At 43.6% G+C, this 19540-nt stretch carries 19 protein-coding genes; 11 read left to right on the top strand and 8 right to left on the bottom strand.

The genetic code is table 11. From position 1 onward, the window contains the following. The first annotated feature begins 55 nt into the window (after positions 1 to 55). Together DEO27_RS25755 and DEO27_RS25750 are read left to right on the top strand one after the other, a co-directional pair. The gene (locus tag DEO27_RS25755; protein WP_112572796.1) at positions 56 to 508 is read left to right on the top strand and encodes a 3-oxoacyl-ACP synthase; all 453 of its coding nucleotides are present in this window, start codon (positions 56 to 58) and stop codon (positions 506 to 508) included. A 308-nt stretch (positions 509 to 816) separates the two neighbouring features. Beyond that, complete coding sequence (locus tag DEO27_RS25750; RefSeq protein ID WP_112572798.1) at positions 817 to 1200, top strand: RNA recognition motif domain-containing protein; 384 nt, start codon at positions 817 to 819, stop codon at positions 1198 to 1200. Between the two features lie 157 nt (positions 1201 to 1357). Here DEO27_RS25750 and DEO27_RS25745 read toward each other — a convergent pair whose 3' ends face one another. Beyond that, positions 1358 to 2566, bottom strand: coding sequence for a GAF domain-containing sensor histidine kinase (locus DEO27_RS25745; protein WP_112572800.1), 1209 nt, complete (start codon positions 2564 to 2566; stop codon positions 1358 to 1360). A 215-nt stretch (positions 2567 to 2781) separates the two neighbouring features. On the opposite strand from DEO27_RS25745, the gene DEO27_RS25740 reads away from it, so the two are divergent. The 7 genes from DEO27_RS25740 to DEO27_RS25710 all read left to right on the top strand — a co-directional run bounded on the left by DEO27_RS25740 (position 2782) and on the right by DEO27_RS25710 (position 10452). Continuing rightward, positions 2782 to 3627, top strand: a complete 846-nt coding sequence (locus DEO27_RS25740) for a dienelactone hydrolase family protein (protein WP_112572802.1) — start codon at positions 2782 to 2784, stop codon at positions 3625 to 3627. Between the two features lie 81 nt (positions 3628 to 3708). Further along, positions 3709 to 4683 (top strand): lysylphosphatidylglycerol synthase domain-containing protein, encoded by a 975-nt coding sequence (locus tag DEO27_RS25735; RefSeq protein WP_112572804.1) that lies wholly within the window; start codon positions 3709 to 3711, stop codon positions 4681 to 4683. Continuing rightward, positions 4667 to 5797, top strand: a complete 1131-nt coding sequence (locus tag DEO27_RS25730; protein ID WP_112572806.1) for a glycosyltransferase — start codon at positions 4667 to 4669, stop codon at positions 5795 to 5797. The genes DEO27_RS25735 and DEO27_RS25730 overlap by 17 nt, the downstream gene beginning before the upstream one ends. Positions 5798 to 5969: 172 nt before the next feature. Beyond that, the gene (locus DEO27_RS25725) at positions 5970 to 7178 is read left to right on the top strand and encodes an ABC transporter permease (RefSeq protein ID WP_112572808.1); all 1209 of its coding nucleotides are present in this window, start codon (positions 5970 to 5972) and stop codon (positions 7176 to 7178) included. Positions 7179 to 7218: 40 nt separating this feature from the next. Further along, the gene (locus DEO27_RS25720) at positions 7219 to 8457 is read left to right on the top strand and encodes a PP2C family protein-serine/threonine phosphatase (RefSeq protein WP_112572810.1); all 1239 of its coding nucleotides are present in this window, start codon (positions 7219 to 7221) and stop codon (positions 8455 to 8457) included. Positions 8458 to 8595: 138 nt separating this feature from the next. Then, positions 8596 to 9192 carry a ribonuclease HII gene (locus DEO27_RS25715; RefSeq protein WP_112572812.1) on the top strand — a complete coding sequence of 199 codons (597 nt, stop codon included), beginning with the start codon at positions 8596 to 8598 and terminating at the stop codon, positions 9190 to 9192. A 57-nt stretch (positions 9193 to 9249) separates the two neighbouring features. Continuing rightward, on the top strand, positions 9250 to 10452 hold the full coding sequence (locus DEO27_RS25710) for a glycosyltransferase family 4 protein (protein WP_112572814.1): 1203 nt from the start codon (positions 9250 to 9252) through the stop codon (positions 10450 to 10452). Between the two features lie 273 nt (positions 10453 to 10725). On the opposite strand, the gene DEO27_RS25705 is transcribed toward DEO27_RS25710, so the two are convergent. The 4 genes from DEO27_RS25705 to DEO27_RS25690 form a co-directional block, all read right to left on the bottom strand. Further along, positions 10726 to 11694, bottom strand: a complete 969-nt coding sequence (locus DEO27_RS25705; protein ID WP_112572816.1) for a transglutaminase domain-containing protein — start codon at positions 11692 to 11694, stop codon at positions 10726 to 10728. Between the two features lie 86 nt (positions 11695 to 11780). Then, the gene (locus tag DEO27_RS25700; protein ID WP_112572818.1) at positions 11781 to 12716 is read right to left on the bottom strand and encodes an alpha-E domain-containing protein; all 936 of its coding nucleotides are present in this window, start codon (positions 12714 to 12716) and stop codon (positions 11781 to 11783) included. Positions 12717 to 12959: 243 nt separating this feature from the next. Next, complete coding sequence (locus DEO27_RS25695) at positions 12960 to 14408, bottom strand: circularly permuted type 2 ATP-grasp protein (protein ID WP_112572820.1); 1449 nt, start codon at positions 14406 to 14408, stop codon at positions 12960 to 12962. Between the two features lie 194 nt (positions 14409 to 14602). Further along, positions 14603 to 15460, bottom strand: a complete 858-nt coding sequence (locus tag DEO27_RS25690) for an AraC family transcriptional regulator (RefSeq protein ID WP_112572823.1) — start codon at positions 15458 to 15460, stop codon at positions 14603 to 14605. A 95-nt stretch (positions 15461 to 15555) separates the two neighbouring features. Here DEO27_RS25690 and DEO27_RS25685 point away from each other — a divergent pair, with 95 nt between their 5' ends. Further along, the gene (locus tag DEO27_RS25685; RefSeq protein ID WP_112572825.1) at positions 15556 to 16566 is read left to right on the top strand and encodes a zinc-dependent alcohol dehydrogenase family protein; all 1011 of its coding nucleotides are present in this window, start codon (positions 15556 to 15558) and stop codon (positions 16564 to 16566) included. A gap of 100 nt (positions 16567 to 16666) precedes the next feature. Here the strand turns inward: DEO27_RS25685 and DEO27_RS25680 are convergent, their stop codons facing one another. From DEO27_RS25680 to DEO27_RS25670, 3 genes are all read right to left on the bottom strand, one after another. Beyond that, positions 16667 to 17434: an exodeoxyribonuclease III gene (locus tag DEO27_RS25680; RefSeq protein WP_112572827.1), complete on the bottom strand. Its 768-nt coding sequence runs from the start codon at positions 17432 to 17434 to the stop codon at positions 16667 to 16669. A gap of 198 nt (positions 17435 to 17632) precedes the next feature. After that, positions 17633 to 18346: a peptidylprolyl isomerase gene (locus DEO27_RS25675; RefSeq protein ID WP_112572829.1), complete on the bottom strand. Its 714-nt coding sequence runs from the start codon at positions 18344 to 18346 to the stop codon at positions 17633 to 17635. Between the two features lie 307 nt (positions 18347 to 18653). Next, a complete protein-coding gene (locus DEO27_RS25670) occupies positions 18654 to 19004 on the bottom strand; it encodes a hypothetical protein (RefSeq protein ID WP_112572831.1) in 351 nt (116 codons plus the stop codon). A 211-nt stretch (positions 19005 to 19215) separates the two neighbouring features. On the opposite strand from DEO27_RS25670, the gene DEO27_RS25665 reads away from it, so the two are divergent. Then, positions 19216 to 19539: a hypothetical protein gene (locus tag DEO27_RS25665; RefSeq protein ID WP_146750055.1), complete on the top strand. Its 324-nt coding sequence runs from the start codon at positions 19216 to 19218 to the stop codon at positions 19537 to 19539. Position 19540: the final 1 nt, after the last annotated feature.

Here is a 19540-nt window from a genome sequence, read left to right as displayed (position 1 = left end):
CTGCCCATATGTATTGATCTTTTCTTCTATTTTAGTTTTTTGTTTGATATTGAAAATGGGCGATCTGAAGAAAGAATTACATCAACTATGTGTTAATCATGTACGCAAAATCATGGAAGCTGCCGAGCTTGCCATAGCCGACGCGCAAAAGGCATCAACCGATGATACCAAAAGCAGCGCGGGCGATAAATACGAAACCGGGCGCGAAATGATGCAACAGGAAACTAACCGCAATATGGCCCAGCTTAATGAAGCCAACAAGTTGTTGGTGGCCTTAAACCGCATTCCAACTACCGGTATATCAACACATGCCGAACCTGGCAGTGTGATAATTACCAACAACGGCAATTTTTATCTGGCCATAAGCGCGGGGAGCTTAGCGCACCAAGGCAAAACCTATTTCGCGGTATCGCCGGCATCACCGATAGGCAATATGCTTAACGGTAAAAAAGCAGGTGATGAGTTTACACTGAACGGAAAGCCTTATAAAATAGCGTCAGTTGCTTAATTTTTGCCGCCTGTTATGTCCGAAAAATAATTTTTTTGTTACGTTAATATTAAAAAAATATGGTTGCACGTGTTTTCCATATTTATTTTACAAAAACACCTTGTTTTTAAAACAAAATGCATATCCCTTTGTACTAATGGGTTGCCTAATGCCAATTAGGCGCTCAAAACCTGAAAAAAAATAATTTTTTTTAAAATAAAAGCACTCATTCACATAAACATGCAGTAATCATCAAATATCTATTACTATATTTGATGTTAACAAAACGTGGGTAATTAACAAGCATGCCCATTAAAAACTAAATATTAATGAACATATTCGTAGGAAGTCTTCCTTTTTCTTTAGGGGAAGCCGATTTAAAACAGCTTTTCGAAGCTTATGGTGAAGTTAACTCAGTAAAAATTATTATTGACAGGGAATCAGGAAGAAGCAAAGGGTTCGGATTCATTGAAATGGCAGATGATGAGGCAGCACAACAAGCTATAAGCGGCCTAAACGGTTCTGAAGTTAAAGGAAGGTCAATTGCAGTAAGCCAGGCAGAAGAGAAAAAACCAGGCGGCGATCGCAGAAGCAGCGGTGGCGGCTACGGCGGTGGTAACCGTGGTGGTGGCGGTTATGGTGGTGGCAACCGCGGCGGCGGTGGCGGCGGCTATTCAAGAGACAATCGTGGCGGCGGCGGCAAAAGCTGGTAAAAATATAACCTAAATTAAAATACCGGGTTCCTTTGATCCGGTATTTTAATTTAGATAATGCACTGTAAATCTACCTTTCCGGAAAACAATTTATTTAAGGATATTTTGCCTTACGCAAATCTCTATGTCCTGAAATTTCCATTTAGTTAGATTTTTATTATTGTATTTTTTGTGGCAGCCTTACTTCAAATACGGCTCCCTGGCCATGCTTTGAGTAAATATTTAGCGATCCTTTAAGCGTTTCAATAAGGTGTTTTACCAAAGCCAGTCCAAAGCCAAATCCGGCTTCGCCGGTTGTTCCTGTTGTTGAGGCGGCATTGCCTTTCAATATTTTCTCGATACCTTTTTCGTCAATGCCAACCCCGGTGTCTTTAACCAGGATCTGCAATATGCTGATGTGATCATTTACCTCAAGGCTCAGGTCAACATCAACAGTACCACCGGCAGGGGTAAATTTTATGGCATTTGAGATCAGGTTGCCGGCAATTTGCAGTAGTTTATTACGCGCAATGGGAATTTGTTCCGATTCGGACGAAGTTTTAACTGTAAGCAAAATGTTTTTGTTGCGGGCTTGCGGGATAAACAACCGCTCAATCTTATCCTTAAAAACAAGCAGATTGAAATCGGATCCGTTGGATATGGGTTTGTGATCTCTTTTATCGGCACTTAAAATCTCATCTGCAAGCTCCAGTATTGATCGCCCGCTTTTATGGATCAGGTTAATAAATTCCAAAACCTCTTCTATCTGGTTTGCCTCACCCTGTTCGCTGATCAGCTGGGCCAGACCTATAATACCACTTAACGGCCCGCGGATATCATGGGCAACCTTCTTTTGTGCCTCATTAGCTTCAGAAAGCTTATTTTTTAACTTGCCTATTACTTTCAGGTCTTTTAACCGGTTCACTATTTCATCGGCAATGATCCTTAAAAGCTCAACCTTTTCGGGCGAGAGCTCTTTAACGTTTTTATCGAGCACGCATAAAGCACCGATATTGTGATCATCGCTCGTTTTTAACGGAATCCCGTAATAATACCTCAGTTTCGGCTCATCCGTAACATAAAACTTATTCTTGAAGCGCTCATCCCTTTGCAGGTCTTCCACCTCAAAATATTCGCCGTTTATGATAGTATACTGGCAAACCGAGTCTTCACGGGGCATTTGTTCAATCTCGAGCCCATGGCCGCTAATACTCCATTGAGTATAGGAGTCAATCAGGTTTACTAACGAAATTTCGGTGCCGGCAACCTTGGCGGCCAGCTTGGCCAAATCTTTAAAACTGTCTTTATGTTCGGCATAATCAAGATCAAATTCCGACAGGCTAAAAAGCCTTTCCATTTCATTATCGGGAATTGGCGGGACAGGCATATTATATAATATATTGGTTATTATTATATACGTGTTTTTAATTCATAAGGTTCCATGAATAATAAACAGGTATGCATTAATTTTAGATAATTGTAGATTACATTATCATAAATTTATGCTGGCTAATTGCAGTGCCGTTGACAACCAAAACCGCGATACAGCCGTATTTGTTTTAAAACAAACCCCAGGCTTTAACTAACATTAAACTTTTACCCATGAAAAAACTATTTCTGTTAACATTATTTATTGGTTTAGCTGCCATAACTTTTGCTCAACGCAAAGTAGTTTGCTGCAGCAATCCATCGGCAACGCAACAGTTTGCCATGCTGGCCTCAAACCCTCAGTTTAAAATGTCGCACAAAAATCCTTTGCCATTTCGCTTTCAAAGCAGCATAGGGGAGACCATCACCTACAAAACATCAGATGGCAAACAGGCTTCGGCATTTTTTATGAAAGCCAAAAAGCCTACTAATAATTATTTACTGGTGATCCACGAGTGGTGGGGCCTTAATGACTATGTAAAAAAGGAGTCAGAAAAATTATATAACGACCTGGGCAACGTAAACATCATCGACCTTGATTTGTACGACGGCAAAGTAGCCACTACCCGCGAAGATGCCGGCAAATTTATGCAGGCCGTAAATGACGACAGGGCACGCGCCATCGTAAACGGAGCTATTGCCTATGCCGGTACTGGTGCACATATTGCGACTATTGGCTGGTGCTTCGGCGGCGGCTGGAGCCTGCAAACCAGCCTCCTTGCAGGTAAAAAGGCTGTAGCCTGCGTAATGTACTATGGCATGCCCGAGCAGGACATAAATAAATTAAAAACCTTAAACACCGATGTATTGGGCAACTTCGCCAATAAAGATCAATGGATCAATCCAAAAGTAGTAGCTAAGTTTGAGGCTGACATGAAAGCCGCCGGTAAAAAAGTTTACCTGCACCAGTACGATGCCGACCATGGCTTTGCTAATCCAAGCAATCCTATTTACAATAGCGAGGCTACAAAGGATGCTTATGCCAATACATTAACGTTTTTAAAAGCACGATTGAAGTAAACAAAACTAACCGTGTAGTGTTGTATGGGGCAAGTTAATCCTTGCCCCATTTTTTTGTAACATTGCATAAAATTTATCTACTTGACAGGTTCTACTAAAAAGGTTGTTTCTTATCTTCTTAAGGCTGGTATATTAATAATTGCGGGCTGGTTTATTTACCGGCAATTCAACAAAAAAAATAACGACCTAAAGCAGTTTGAACATTTTGCATCGCAAATAAGTACTACCCACGTTGTTATCGTGATGGGACTGGTAGTTTTATTGATGTTTTTGAACTGGTTTTTAGAAGCGCTGAAGTGGCGTTATGTAACCAAAACGCTTATTAATATTTCGTTGTGGGAAGCTGTTGAAGCCGTTTTTTGCGGACTTACATGGGCGGTAACCACACCTAACCGCCTGGGCGAATATGGTGGCCGGGTTATGTTTTTACCTCCCCGTAAACGCGTGCCGGGAATTTTTGCCATGGGCGTAGGCTCATTTAGCCAGGGTTCGGTAACCAATGTTTTAGGGGTAATAGCGATGGCCTGGTTTGTGGCCACCTACATTCATACCAATTTGGTATTGGCATGGAGCGTAACTGGCGTTTGTGCTATAATTGTCGGTATTCAGCTCATTTTTTACTTTAATATTAATTGGGCCGTAACCTTGCTCGACAGGGTTCCGTTCATCAAAAAGTACCATCGTTTTTTTGAAGTAATGGGGCGGTACCATACCCATGAACTTATAAAGATAATGGGGTTCAGCATAGCCCGTTACCTCACCTTTTCGTTCCAATATTTCCTGGTATTCCAGATGCTGGTACCTAATATGAATATTGGCCCCATGATGATGATGCTGACATTGTTTTTCCTGGTGTCGTCGGCTATACCATCGCTTGATCTTTTTGATATTGGCGTTCGTGGCTTTACCGCTTCGCATTTATTTGTGTATGTGACAGATCAAAATATCGCCGTAATAGCCGGGGTATCATCAATATGGCTTATTAATTTATTTATTCCTGCTATTTTAGGATCGTTATTCGTTTTAAAACTGAAATTCTTTGACCGCGCTGATTAGTATTATTTCGTTGTTTTCTATAGGGCTTTATGTGGTATTGCTGATTTATCTGCGGATAGGCTGGGCAAAGGTCACCACGCCGCCCATTGTTACTGATGCTGTCAGTACAAAAGTAACTGTGCTTGTCGCGGCGCGTAACGAGGAAGAAAAGATCAGCCTCACCATTAAAGATATTTTAGCCCAGGACTATCCCAAACACCTTGTCGAGATCATTATTGTTGATGATCACTCGACGGATAATACTGCCGCCATTATAAGCAGCTATGCGCCGCAGGGAGTAAAACTGCTGAAGCTTAGCCTTGGCGAAACGCTCAACTCCTACAAGAAAAAAGCTATAGCCGAAGCCATAAAACTTTCAACAGGTGATTTGATGGTGGCAACCGATGCCGATTGTCGTATGGGCAAACAGTGGTTACGCAACATAGTTGGCTTTTATGAGCAAAACGATTTGGTGATGATCTCATCGCCGGTAACTTACTTCCAGGAGCAATCGGTATTTGAGCGGATGCAAACGCTTGATTTTTCGTCGCTCATATGTATGGGAGGTTCGTTTTTAGGGCATGGCTTTGCGGCCACCTGCAACGGCGCAAATTTTGCCTACCGTAAAGATGTATTTTATGAAGTTGGAGGCTTTACCGGCATCGACGACCTGGCCTCGGGCGATGACGAACTTTTATTGCATAAAGTAGGGGAGCGCTACCCAGGCAGGATAGGCTTTTTAAAGCGTCGCGAAGCGATTGTATACACCCATGCTAAACCAAACTTAAAAGAGTTTATGCAGCAAAGGCGTCGTTGGGCATCAAAATCAACCAAGTACAAAAACAAAAAAATGGTGGCCTTTGCGCTTAGCATTTGGCTGTGCAATTTCATGTTGCTGTTTACAGCTGTGCTGGGGATTTTTAATATCTATTTTCTGAAACTGTTTTTGTTTACTATCGGGATTAAATACGCGATAGACCTATTTTACATGACCCCGATCATGAATTTTTTAAAACGGCGCGAACTGCTATTATATGTAAGCTTTGTTTTACCGCTTAACGTCCTCTATTTCGTGATCATTGGCTTTTTAGGAAAAAACAAAAAATACGCATGGAAAGGCCGTGTAGTTAGATAAGCTTGAGGCTGAAAGCGGAACGCTAAAAGCTAAAAGCCCAAAGTAGCAACTTCTTAAGCTTTAGGCCTTGCGCTTTAAGCTTTCAGCTATATAAATGTAAAGAAACCGCCCCTTATTGCTAATTGCACCTAATTAAGCGATATTTAGCCAATACACATGAACTATTAACACATTGGCCGAAATTACACCAGCAAAACGCACCTGGCGTGTTTTTAAGCGTAATAAAACTGCTATAGCCGGACTGGCATTTATCCTGCTTACCTTACTGGTTGCCATACTGGGCTATCTCATTATGCCCGACGATACCCCGTTGGCCAATAACATGATCATCCAGCTCAGTATCAAAAAACCCGGATCAACTTACTTGATGCTGAAACTCCGGAAAGCAGAACCTGTTGATACCGTAAATGTGTTTACTAAAATGCTGTACGGCCAGCCATCCTTCTATAAAGATGTCCCCATAACCGGCTACCGTTTTGTTAAAGATTCCATTTATGTAAACGGCTACATCGGCGATGAAGACAAACCCGAAAAAAAAGCATACAATATTTTTGAGGTATTATCCGGACAAAAGCCCGTTTATAAAAACGGTAATGTTACTTTCAATGATAATGGCCTGGTGACAACAGTACACGCTTCTGCCGCTATTTATCAAAAATATGATGCCCGGATCAGGGATGAGAACATTGGCTTTAAAACTTTTTGGCTTGGTACTGATGGCTATGGCCGGGATATGCTGAGCAGACTGCTCTTAGGTACCCGGATTTCGCTTGCGGTAGGCTTAATGTCGGTTATCATCAGCATGTTGCTGGGGGTAACCGTTGGGGCTGTTACGGGTTACTTCGGTGGCTGGGTTGATGCATCGTTAAGCTGGCTCATGAATATTTTGTGGGCGCTACCGGCGCTGTTGTTGGTAATTGCTATATCATTTGCATTGGGCAAGGGGCTTTGGCAAATATTTATAGCTGTTGGCCTATCCATGTGGGTTGAAGTTGCGCGCCTGGTGCGCGGGCAGGTAATGGGCCTTAAGCAGGTGGAATACATTGAGGCGGCAAGGGCCCTGGGCTTTAGCAACAAGCGCATTATAGCTAAACATATTTTACCCAATATCACCGGGCCAATACTGGTACTGGCATCATCAAACTTCGCATCGGCTATACTTCTGGAGGCCGGGCTTAGCTTTTTAGGCTTTGGCGCACAACCACCTACGCCAACCTGGGGCGGCATGATCAAGGAGCATTACGGTTATATTGTTATGGATTCGGCTTTTTTAGCTATAATTCCGGGAGTTGCCATTATGCTGCTGGTTTATGCTTTTAACCTGGTTACCGTTGGCCTGCGCGATGCCTTTGATATAAAATCACAAAGTACTCGTATTTAAAAATTATTTCTTCTATTTTAGTCAGCGGACTTATATCAATATGCTGAATATAGACGACGGTTCCGGCGAAGACGAATTGATCAGGCTTTTGCTCAAACGGCAGTCGGAATTAAATTCTTTATTGGAAATTACGCGGGCGATAAACAAAAACACCGCTACTCCTATCCTCATTCAAATGCTGGAGGTTATTCTGCAAAACTATTTGCAGGTAGGCAAGCTCCGTTTTTTGATTGAGAAGGATAATAAATTTGCCTGCATAGCCAAATATGGCGGTGATATTGAGTCGTCGGTAGTGCTTGCCCGTGCCTGCAAAAAACTAAGCAAGGTTAAGGCGCCAACTGCCATATCCGGCCATCACGATCCCATACTTAAAAAATACAACTATTTCATCCCGGTATATCATAAAAGTAAAGCGCTGGCCTACGCCCTCATAGGCGATTTCAACACCTCGGGCGAAATGCTTAACAACGATCTTAACTTCATCCAAACACTGATGAACGTGATCATTGTGGCGCTTGAAAACAAAAAGCTTTTCCGCGAGCGCTTACAATCCGAACGTTTTCAGCGTGAAATGGAGCTTGCGGTAGAGGTACAGAACATGCTGATCCCTATGCGCGAGCACAAGGACGATAGTGTGGAGATTGGCGCTAAATACCTTCCGCACCAAAACATCGGCGGCGATTATTTTGATTTTATCCGCCTTAATGAGCATGAATTTTTATGGTGCATTGCGGATGTATCAGGCAAAGGAATTTCGGCGGCATTACTGATGGCTAATTTCCAGGCCAGCCTGCATGCCTGGGCAGCCGTTGATGGCGATTTGACCAATATTGTTGACCGGTTAAATAAGATAGTGCTCAACAACACTAAGGGCGAGCGGTTTATTACCCTGTTCCTGGCGCGTTATAATCAAAAAACCCGCAGGCTTAACTATATCAACGCGGGGCATAATCCAACAATATTATATTCAGAAGGAGGGGCCATCCCCCTTAAGCTGGGCACTACGATGATTGGTGTTTTTGAAGATCTGCCTTTTTTAAACGAGGGCGAGGTTGATATTGAACCCGGCAGCCTGATCTTTAACTATACCGACGGGCTCATGGATTTTGAATCGCCAAGTTCCAAAATATGGAATGAGGACAAGCTGCTCGATTTTGTACTGGCCCACGGCGAGCTATCGCCCGATAATTTCAACCAGGCATTGATGGATTACCTGAGCAATGTGCATAAAAGCAAGCCCATCGACGATATTACATTGCTTACTCTTAAGATTTTTTAACGCCAAATAGAAGAAAACGCATGTGATGCGTCTCTACAAAAAACAATTCCGTTTAGGCCTTGCAGTCCTCTACTGTTGAAAAACGGATAATACTAATTACTTCACCAACCCGTTTATTACACTTATTATATTTGCAGGATGTTATCAGCCAGGTACCAGTACGAATTTTTGGAAGCAGGATGCGACGAAGCAGGACGTGGATGCTTGGCAGGGCCGGTATTTGCCGCGGCTGTTATTTTGCCGCCCGATTTTGACCATCACCTGCTGAACGATTCCAAACAGCTTACCGAAGAGGTGAGGTACCAGCTTCGTGCCGAAATTGAGGAGAAAGCTGTAGCTTTTGCTGTAGCCTCTGTTGATAACCTGGAGATAGATGAGATCAACATCCTCAATGCCTCTTTCCTGGCTATGCATCGTGCCATTGAAAAACTACACCTCGAACCACAGTTTTTGATCATAGATGGTAACCGCTTTAAAAAATATCGGAGTATTCCGCATGAGTGCATCATCAAGGGTGATGGAAAATATTTCAGCATAGCGGCTGCATCCATATTGGCTAAAACCTACCGGGATGATTATATGATGCAAATAGCGGCTGAACATCCGGAGTATGAATGGCATACCAATAAAGGCTACCCAACAACCAAGCATCGCCAAACGGTAATGAAAATTGGTTTTACGCCATATCACCGCCGCACGTTCAGGGTAACCGATCCGCAGTTAAGTATTTTTTAATGAAGTTTTGAATACCACCGTCAGGATGGTATTTTTGTTAAAAACCCAATCCACCGTTTGAAGATCCTAATTTTAACACATCGTGTACCATTTCCGCAAAATGGCGGCTATGCCATTGTGGTTTGCAATACCATTAAAGGGCTGATTGCTCTTGGGCACGAAGTTGCGCTGGTAGCTTTAAACGGAAAAAAATATCACGGCAGCGTACAAACTACCGAAGATGAGTTGTTGCAAAAAATCCAATACACATCCTACGATATCAACATCAACGTATCTGTACTTGATGCCATAGGCAACCTGTTCAGCAAAAAATCAAACGATGTCGACCGTTATTACGATGCCGAATTTGAAAAACTGCTGCTGCGCGAATTACGCCAAACCGCATATGATGTTATCCAGTTTGAAGGCCTGTTTGTAACGCCTTACCTGGCCGCTGTCCGTAAGCATGCCAAAGCCAGGTTGATTTACCGGTCGCACAATATTGAACACCAGGTGTGGATGCGCCTCGCCCAGCAAAAAAGCGACTTGTTTAAGAAATGGTACCTGCATTTGCTGGCCCGCAAGGTAAAGGACTACGAATTGCAACAACTCAATAAATTTGATGCCATAGCGGTATTTACCAATGAGGATAAAAAAACGCTGTTATCATACGGCGCCACTATCCCCGTTGAAATTTTTCCTGTTGGTATTTCCCTGCCCGATTACAAGCCCAACTACAACAAAACAGAATTTCCGAGCTTGTTTTTTCTTGGTTCATTGGATTGGATGCCGAATAGGGAAGGAATCGAGTGGTTTATTGAGAGCTTTTATAAAGACCTTACCGACGGCGACCTGCGCGTAAAGTTTTATGTTGCCGGCCATAACATCCCCGATAGTTTTGATGATTACGAGGTAATGGGTAAAATTTTTATCCAGGGCGAGGTTGACGATGCTTCGGAATTTGTAAACAGCAAAGCTATCATGGTGGTGCCACTGCTTTCGAGTGGAGGTATGCGTGTCAAGATAGTAGAAGGTATGGCCATGGAAAAATGTATCATCTCCACCTCATTAGGTGCCGAAGGCATAAACTTCACCAATGGTTCAAACATCCTAATTGCCAATAACCGGCAGGAGTTTTATGATGCCATTGAACGCTGCATTACCGACGAGGAATTTTGCCGCAACATAGGGCTCAACGCCCGTCGCCTGATTGAAGAACAACACGACGTGCATGTTGTAGCCCCCAAGCTGGTTGCTTTTTATCAGAGCGTGGAACCTTGATTGGCTTGATTTAAATTTCCCCTTGTCATTTCGACGAACCGGTAGAGGAACGCGAGAGGGGGTGAGGAGAAATCTTATACATCAAGCTTCTACGCCGTTGTTGGTGTTGTCACCAACAACTTTTTTTTCCTTTATTATTATAGGAACGACATTTCTATTTGTCGATGCATTGTATAGCGCAGAGTTGTTGGTGACAACACCAACAACGGCGAAGAATGACATCTTTTAAAAAACATCCTGCAAACTGCCACTGCCAACTGAAAACTGCTACTGCTACTGCTGCTGCTGTTGTTGCTGCTGAATGATCTCCATATATCGCTGATAGCTGTTTTTAGGGAACTCTGTTACCGCGTGCATAGCCGGCGCTTCATGGGTTTTATCTTCAAAAACAATGGTATCGGCATCATCTACAACAACTGATACTTCAAGCTTATGACCGTATGCGCCTTTGTAAACGCCTTTAACCGGCGAGCAATCGGAAAAATTACGACCTACAGCTAAACGCACATGGGTTTCATTAGCGATGCAATTGTTGGTTGGGTCGATGCCAAGCCAGCCGTAGTCGGGTACGTATACCTCGGCCCAGGCATGGGTAGCCCCTTCACCGCGCATGGCGCTGCTATGGGTACAGATATAGCCACTTACATACCTCGACGGGATTCTAAGCTGGCGAAGCATCACCATCAAAATATGGGCAAAGTCCTGGCAAACGCCGGCTTTGAGTTTCCAAACCTCATCAAGCGTGGTTTCAACTGTGGTTACGCCTTTGATGTATTCAAAATTATTGTACACCCAGCCACAAAAACGCAGGGCGACCTGAAAAGGAGTTTCATCCTTACGCCGCTCTTGTTCAACTATTTCCTGCAACTCGGGTAGGCCTTCAAAATATTCCTGTTTTAAAAAATCAATGTAAGGCACCATGTATTGCAGGCGCTTTAGGGCTTCCCACTGCTGCTCCGGAAAAATATCGTTCACGGGCAATGGACGTTGACGCGTAACAACAACCAGTTTTGAATTAATCACCAGCATGTTGTGCTGATCGCTATAAGTAAAACTGCCAACCTCATTGCCATAATAATCAATATGAGTATCAACCACTGGATTTCCGGTTATGGTCAGCTCTTGTTTTATCACCTCCTGGTATTCATCTTTTATCGGAAAAAGAATGATCTGGTTAGCGCTGTCACGAACAGGGCCCGCATAAGTGTATTTGGTGATGTGTTGGATCTTAAATTCAGGCATCTTTTTAATTGGTTAATTTATTGATTTGAAAATGACGTTGAGTGAACATCTTCAAATTTTCAAATCGACACATTTTCAAATCGTTTTTATGAATTAGCAAAATAGTGCTGATTCAATGAATTACCCACACCGTATAGCTCGCTCCTGATCTGGGTAAGAAACAGGTGCAAACCTTCCTGTTTAATGCTTTTTACCGAACTGTATTTAATACGGCTTTGCAGCCTGCCTATCTGGAACGACATCTCCCGGTAATCATCTGCATTACTGTCGTTTTTTAACCTGTCGAAATAACGCTGGATATTGTTTACCGAATAGATAACCGAGCGTGGAAAGTCGTTATTAAGCACAACCTGCTCCAGTACGTTTTCGGCCTCGAATCCTTCGCGGTAGGTTTTTAAATATAACTCATAACCACCAAGGGAAAGCAACAGGTGTTTCCAGTAGGTGGTATCTGTAAGCAGGTCGGGGTTATCACTTATCGAACTGAATTTGGTATCCAAAATATCAACCGACTGGATGGCCCGTTCCAAATACTTACCAATATTCATAAAGGCCCTGCCCTCGCCGCGCTCCATGGTTATTTCAACTGTGCCGTAATAAAGCATCACCTGTTTTATTAAAACATCGAGTACGCCTATCGGATCTTCCCGGTGCAGGGCGCGCTCCAAACGCACATCTTTTACGGTGTGGTAATATTCATTAAGGCATTGCCAAAGGTCTTTGGTGATGTGTTCCTGTACCCCCCGGGCATTTTCGCGCGCGAGCGTGATAATGTTGAGTATGGAATTGGGATTGCTCTTCCCCGTAACCATATACTTTAAAACCGACCGGCTGTCATTTTCCAGCTTTTCGGCCTCAACGGCATCCAGGCCTGCAAAAATCCTCATAACAGGCTCCCAAGTAAACTCCTGTACTGTATCCTGCGATGAGGCATAATTAATTTTGAGCATCCGCAGCATACCATCGCTGCGCTCAATGTAACGGCTTAACCAATAAAAACTTGCTGCAACCCTGCTTAACATAATGCCCCCTAACCCCCTAAAGGGGGAATGATTATGCCGGCGGTAAAATCGCCGGCCTTGTTAATTATACTTTTGTACTTTATTCAAAAAACGCGGACTTGTGCGATTCCCCTCTTGAGAGGGGTGTAGGGGTGTGTTTATGGTTGTAATAAACTCATCCCAGAAACACACCCCTGCTACCGCGCGGTCCTTCGCGCCCCCTCTCAAGAGGGGATTTTATTCGCTATTCCTTCCTCTTTCACCTCAGGCTAATACCCACGTATCTTTACTACCACCACCTTGCGAGCTGTTAACCACCAGCGAGCCTTCTTTTAAGGCCACACGGGTTAAACCGCCCGGTACTATTTCAATACCATCGGGACCATAAAGGGCGTAAGGCCTTAAATCAACCCGGCGGGGCTTTAACTCGCCCTGCATATAACATGGAGCTGCCGAAAGACTAATGGTTGGCTGCGCTATGAAATTACGGGGATCTTTAAGGATCTCTTTTTTATAATCATCTATCTCCTGATCACTTGCCGCGTGGCCCATCAGCATCCCGTAGCCTCCGCTGCCGTTGGTTTTTTTAACCACCATATTATTGAGGTTTTTAAACACCATTTCGCGCTCATCGGGGTTTCCCAACTGGTGGGTCGGTACGTTTTTGAGGATCGGTTCTTCATTCAGATAATAACGGATCATATCGGGCACATAGGCATAAACCGCCTTGTCGTCAGCCACACCTGTACCTGTCGCGTTTACAATGGCCACATTGCCTTTACGATAAGCCCCCATCAAACCCGCTACGCCCAGCATACTTTCCGGGTTAAACACCAGCGGATCAAGAAACTCATCGTCCACACGGCGGTATATCACATCAACCTGCTGCAGGCCGATTGTGGTTTTCATGTACACCTTATGATTATTCACTACCAGGTCGCGCCCCTCTACCAGTTCAACACCCATTAAACGGGCCAGCGTAGTATGTTCAAAATAGGCCGAATTATAAATGCCCGGCGTAAGTAAAACAATAGTTGGGTTATGGATTTGCCGTGGCGATAAGGCCAGCAGGTTTTTATATAGTATCGACGGATATTCGGTAACGCTGCGTACGCTGCATTGCGGCAGCAGATCGGGAAATAACCGCTTGGTGATCTCCCTGTTCTCGAGCATATAACTTACACCCGACGGGGTACGCAGGTTATCTTCCAGCACATAAAAAGTACCATCCTCATCGCGGATCAGATCGATACCCGAAATGTGCACATAAATATCATAAGGTACCTGGAGCTGGTACATCTCACGCAAAAAATGCGGGCACGAATAAATGATATCAATGGGTACTATACCGTCTTTTACAATAAACTGATTGTGGTAAATATCTTTCAGGAAAAGATTAAGCGCGTTAAGGCGCTGCTTAATGCCACGCTCAACAAATGCCCATTCGTCGGCAGTGATAATACGGGGGATGATATCAAAAGGGAAGATCTTTTCAATGCCTTCGCCGCTGTTGTAAACGGTAAAGGTAATGCCCTGGCTCATGAAAAGTCGTTTGGCAAGTTCTTCCTTTTTATTCAGATCGTCTGCCGATTCTTTTGAAATGTAGTCAATAACTTTACGATAATGCTCACGAACATTAGCATCAAGGCCATACATTTCGTCCCAAACATTGTCAATTGGGCTATATTTATCAAAATAAGCTGATTCTTCCATGAAAAATTACAATAGTTTAAAAATTGACAATCAGTTATCTTTAAGAATTGTAATTTATGAAGTGTTTTTGATAAAAAAGCAAATTATTTTGAAATTTTTGAATTTATTTTAATCAAATTTTCAATTTTATATAATTTTCGGAATAAAATCTGTGATTTCATAGACCGAAAGATGTAAAAAAACGATAAAAACCGCTAAATAGTAAAAGACGACTCACCCCCAATCTTTCTAAACTCAGAAGGATTGACATGCCGGTACTTTTTAAAAATTCGGTTCAGGTGGCTTTCATCGTTAAACCCAAGCTCATTGGCTATTTCAACCATGCGCATATTACTATGCAACAGGCGATTTTCAATCAATTTAAGTTTGCATTTAATAATGTATTGTTGCAGGGTTTCGTTAGTATGCTTTTTGAAATAACGGCCCGCATAGGTTTCTGAAACACCCATTTTATCGGCAATAACATCAACCCTGAGCTTTTCGGGGGAGTAGATATTGGTCTGGATATACTGCAGAATATCGAGTACTTTTTCTTCTGTATTTTCATCTACCTCGTCGGGCATGCTCATGGCCACGTTACGGGCAACTATTACAATAACTGTATTGATATATTGCTGCAAAAGCTCTTTACTGTAAAGGCCGTTTTTTTGATGTTCGCTGATGATGGCCTGCATAATGGGCTTTACAACAGCGCTATCTTCCTGGTTTTTTAACACACACCCTGGTGCCTGCGCGGCGTTTTTCAGGATAAACTCAAGGTGCTTAACCGCGTTACCGGGAAGCTTATAATCTTTAATATAAGCCATATTGAACCGGATAAACAGAAATTGCGTAAGGGTTGCAATTTCAAAATAGTGGGAGTCGTTAGGAGTAAGTAAAAACAGGTGGCCTGCCTTATAGGTAAACTTGCTGTTGTTGATACATTGCTTACCTGTTCCGCTAACGATGTAAATAAATTCAAAAAAGCTATGTGAATGTTCATTGCGGGGGCAAGCTTCGAGAGGTTCGCGCAATACGATCTCAAAGGGCTGGTATAAATTATCTTTAACCATAGTGTAAATGTACAATTATTACGAGGATTTGTACAAGAGACTCATCCTGTGGCCGGTATACCTTTGCATTGTAATTAAAACCAAGCAATACTATTATGAACACTCAAAATAAAACCATCATGCAAGCACTGATAGCTCCCGAGGCGAACGCCCCTTTTACCCTTACGGAAGTTGAACGCCCGGTAGCCGCCGCAGGCCAGGTACTGGTACGCATTATAGCCAGCGGCGTAAGCGTGCTCGATAATAAAATCCGTACCGGCAAAGGCGCTCATGCCAAACAACCACTACCGGCCATTTTAGGGATGGATTTTGCCGGCATTGTTGAAGCAATTGGCGATGGTGTTAACCGCTTTAAAATTGGTGATGAAGTATACGGACTTGCCGGTGGCATAGGTGGCCTGCAGGGCACCTACGCACAGTACGCTGCTTTCGACGCCGATCTGCTTGCCATAAAACCATCAAGCCTGAGTATGCGTCAATCAGCTTCTATGCCGCTTAATTTCATAACCGCCTGGGAAGGCCTGGTTGACAGGGCAAATGTGCACCAAGGTCGGAAAGTACTGGTTCACGGGGGGGCAGGGGGTGTTGGCCATCTTGCCGTGCAGATAGCAAAAGCTTTCGGAGCAGATGTTTATGCCACCGGAAGCGCGGCTCAACAACAATATATAGAAAACATTGGCGCTACATTTATTGATTACCGCGAAAAAACAGTTGAACAATATGTTAACGAGTATACCAATGGCGAAGGCTTTGATATTGTGTATGATACTTTAGGCGGCGCAACCTTAGATGCTTCTTTTACTGCTGCTAAATATTATACCGGCCACGTGGTAAGCTGTCTTGGCTGGGGCGAACACAAGCTGGCGCCACTATCATTCCGCGGGGCTACTTATTCCGGCGTGTTTACCTTAATGCCAATGATCACAGGCCGGGGCCGCAAACACCATGGTGAGATTATGCAGGAAGCAACCAAACTTGCTGAAGCTGGCAAGCTTGTACCACTGGTTGATGAACGCAAATTTACTTTAGCAACCGGTAGCCAGGCCCACGATATACTGGAAAACGGCAAAGCAAATGGAAAACTGGTGATTGATGTAGCGGAGTAATGCCGGACAAGAAACTTTAAGAGGATCGATCTTAGTTTAAAACAAGCGAGCCGGGGATACGCAATCTCCGGCTCGCTTGTTTATTTTATAAATTAACATTTTAAAACTCCAGTTCAAGTAACACCGGACAATGGTCAGAGTGTTTGGCCTCGGGCAATATTGCCGCGCGGCGGATCTTATCTTCAAGCGGTGTGCTGGCCATGGCGTAATCAATACGCCAGCCCAGGTTTTTACCGCGGGACCCGGCACGGAAACTCCACCAGGTATAATTATGAGGTTCTTTATTTACATGACGGAAAGTATCAATAAACCCGCCTTCAATAAAGTTCTCCATCCATTCGCGCTCTTCCGGTAAAAAGCCCGATGAGTTAGCGTTTGATTTTGGATTGTGGATATCAATAGGGCGATGGCAAATGTTATAATCACCGCATACTACCAGGTTTGGATACTCTACTTTAAGCAGGGTGAGGTATTTGCCAAACTCATCCAAAAAACGATATTTAAAAACCTGCCGCTCATCGCCGCTTGACCCGGATGGGAAATAAACACTCATTACCGATACCTCATCAAAATCTACACGGATACAACGCCCTTCACGGTCAAAATCAGGAATACCGCAGCCATATTCAATATGCTTAGGCAAAATTTTGGTAAAAATGGCTGTACCACTGTAGCCCTTTTTTTCGGCCGGAAACCAGTAATGCTGATAGCCCATCTGGTCAACCAAACCAAGGTCGGTCAGCACATCGGGAGTCGCCTTAATTTCCTGCAAACAAACAACATCAGCATCGGTAGCCTGCAACCAGGCCAGCCAGCCTTTGTTTATTGCCGAACGAATGCCGTTTACGTTATAGGTAAGTATTTTCATGTGAGATTTCGAATGTTCGATTTCGGATTTAATTTGAATTACGAAACTACGACAAAATTGTCATTTCGGCTGAGCTGGGGAAGGAAGAGGGAGGGAGAAACAGAAATCTTATACGAGCGGCATGCATAGCGAATTTGCATGTTGGCTGTGCGAGGCGTATAAGATTTCTCACTCGTCCCTCGTTCGAAATGACATTTTTTATGGATTCGCTTTCGGAAAAAGAATTTTATCTAACTGCTTACATTCCTTTTTACTCAGCAACTCAACCGTCATGGGTACATCTGCTGCCGGGCGATCATTTCCGTCTTTTTTAACGGCGGCGATGCGGTCTACCATATCGATACCCGATACTACTTCGCCAAAGGCGGTATAGTTTTGATCGAGGTGCGGAGAACCGCCAACCGATTTATACCACTCCCGTTGCGACACCGGAATCTTACGGCCTTTAAGCCGGGTATTTTCCAGCGTATCCAGCTTACCATCGGTGAAGCGCTTGCCCTCTACAATATAAAACTGACAACCGCTTGATTCTTTTTTAGGGTTATCGTCACGCGCCGCGGCAAGCACCCCGCGCTTATGAAAAATACTGTCACGAAATTCGGCCGGAATGGTATAACCAACATCACCGTTGCCCAATTCGGCACCCGGTTTGGCTTTTATCGGATCTTTCGAATCCGGATCGCCACCCTGGATCATGAAATTCTGGATCACCCGGTGAAACAGCGTACCATTATAAAACCCTTTTTTGGTAAGCTTGATAAAATTATCCCGGTGCAAAGGCGTTTCATTATACAGGCGAAGGATGCAATCGCCATAAGTAGTATGGATGCGTACATACTGATTTTTAGGCGGTCCGGCAAAGGCAGCCGTAAGGGTTAATAGCAGAACGCTTAAAGTAAAAAGTTTCTTCATAGACCGTTGATTGTTTTTGATTTCGCTGATTGCGTTGATTTTTTCCTGATTTCAATAACCCTTATTGTTAATATAGATAAATTATAGGTATTCGAATATTTTAAGTTCCCTCCCTCGGGAGGGGTGCGGCTGTCAAGTGTGTTGGCAGGGAGGGGTTTATACGCATTGCCAATTAACAAGTATAGTCGAGAAACCCCTCCCTACACCCTCCCAGGGGAGGGAATCGCACGTATCCCCAGCTCAAAAGTCTTTTACAAATACATTATCCGTCTCCAACCATTCACCTAATCAACCAATAAACCACTCACTAATTCTCTCCATCCATCTCCTCAAAGTAATTTACGATGAGCGATTTCATGAGCATTTCCTGCTCAAGCAGGGTATAATTAGGGATCACTTTTATGCGTTTCCAGTGCGGCCAGCCATCCTGGTCAAGGCCTTCAAGTTCGTAAAAGCCCATCATACTCATTAAGCGGCAGGTAGCAATATGCATCAGTTCTTCCTTTTGGCGCTTGCTAAACTTCCGCGGGCCTTGCCCCAACTCCTGGACCCCGATCAAAAAAAGCATCACTTTAATATCGGGCTTTTCGTTGTCAAAGTCCTCAGCTATCCGCTGCTGCAGCACATCCCATTTTTTATTGATCTCGGCAGGTGTCATAATTGGCAAAGATAGATTATTCATTGGGTCATTGCGTCATTAGGTCATTGGTTAATCGCAATACCGATACATGACCTACATCCCCTAAGCAAAAAATGACTTAATGACCAAATGAAACAATGATCAGACTATCATTATTGTTACAATGTTGCATTAATATTCCCGTTTTAATACTTACTTTTGCCGTATTCCGTTATATGGAATGTTGACTGTGAAAAAAAACCGCCTACATATTGTATTCGCGTGGCTGCTGCTTATCTGCTTTGTGGCCGGGCAATATATGGTTTATTCGCACCAGCATGCCCTCATTAAGGGAATCACCAAACACAACCACCTGGCAGAGGGCCGGCAAACCATTAAAGAAAAATGTTTAATGTGCGATGCCATGCACCATACCGATGCGGTGGCAGTTAGCAATACCTCATTTTTAATACCCCTCGTAACATCCGATCATGTTTTTAAGCCTGGCGATTATGACTTTATAAGCATTGCGCTTATTCTTTCGGCCGGGAGGGCACCTCCGGTTAGGGCATAAC

Origin of the sequence: Mucilaginibacter rubeus (assembly GCF_003286415.2) — a bacterium.
GTDB classification, from domain to species: Bacteria; Bacteroidota; Bacteroidia; order Sphingobacteriales; family Sphingobacteriaceae; genus Mucilaginibacter; species Mucilaginibacter rubeus_A.
The sequence above is the reverse complement of the archived record's forward strand: the minus strand, read 5'-3'. Positions and strand labels throughout refer to the sequence as shown.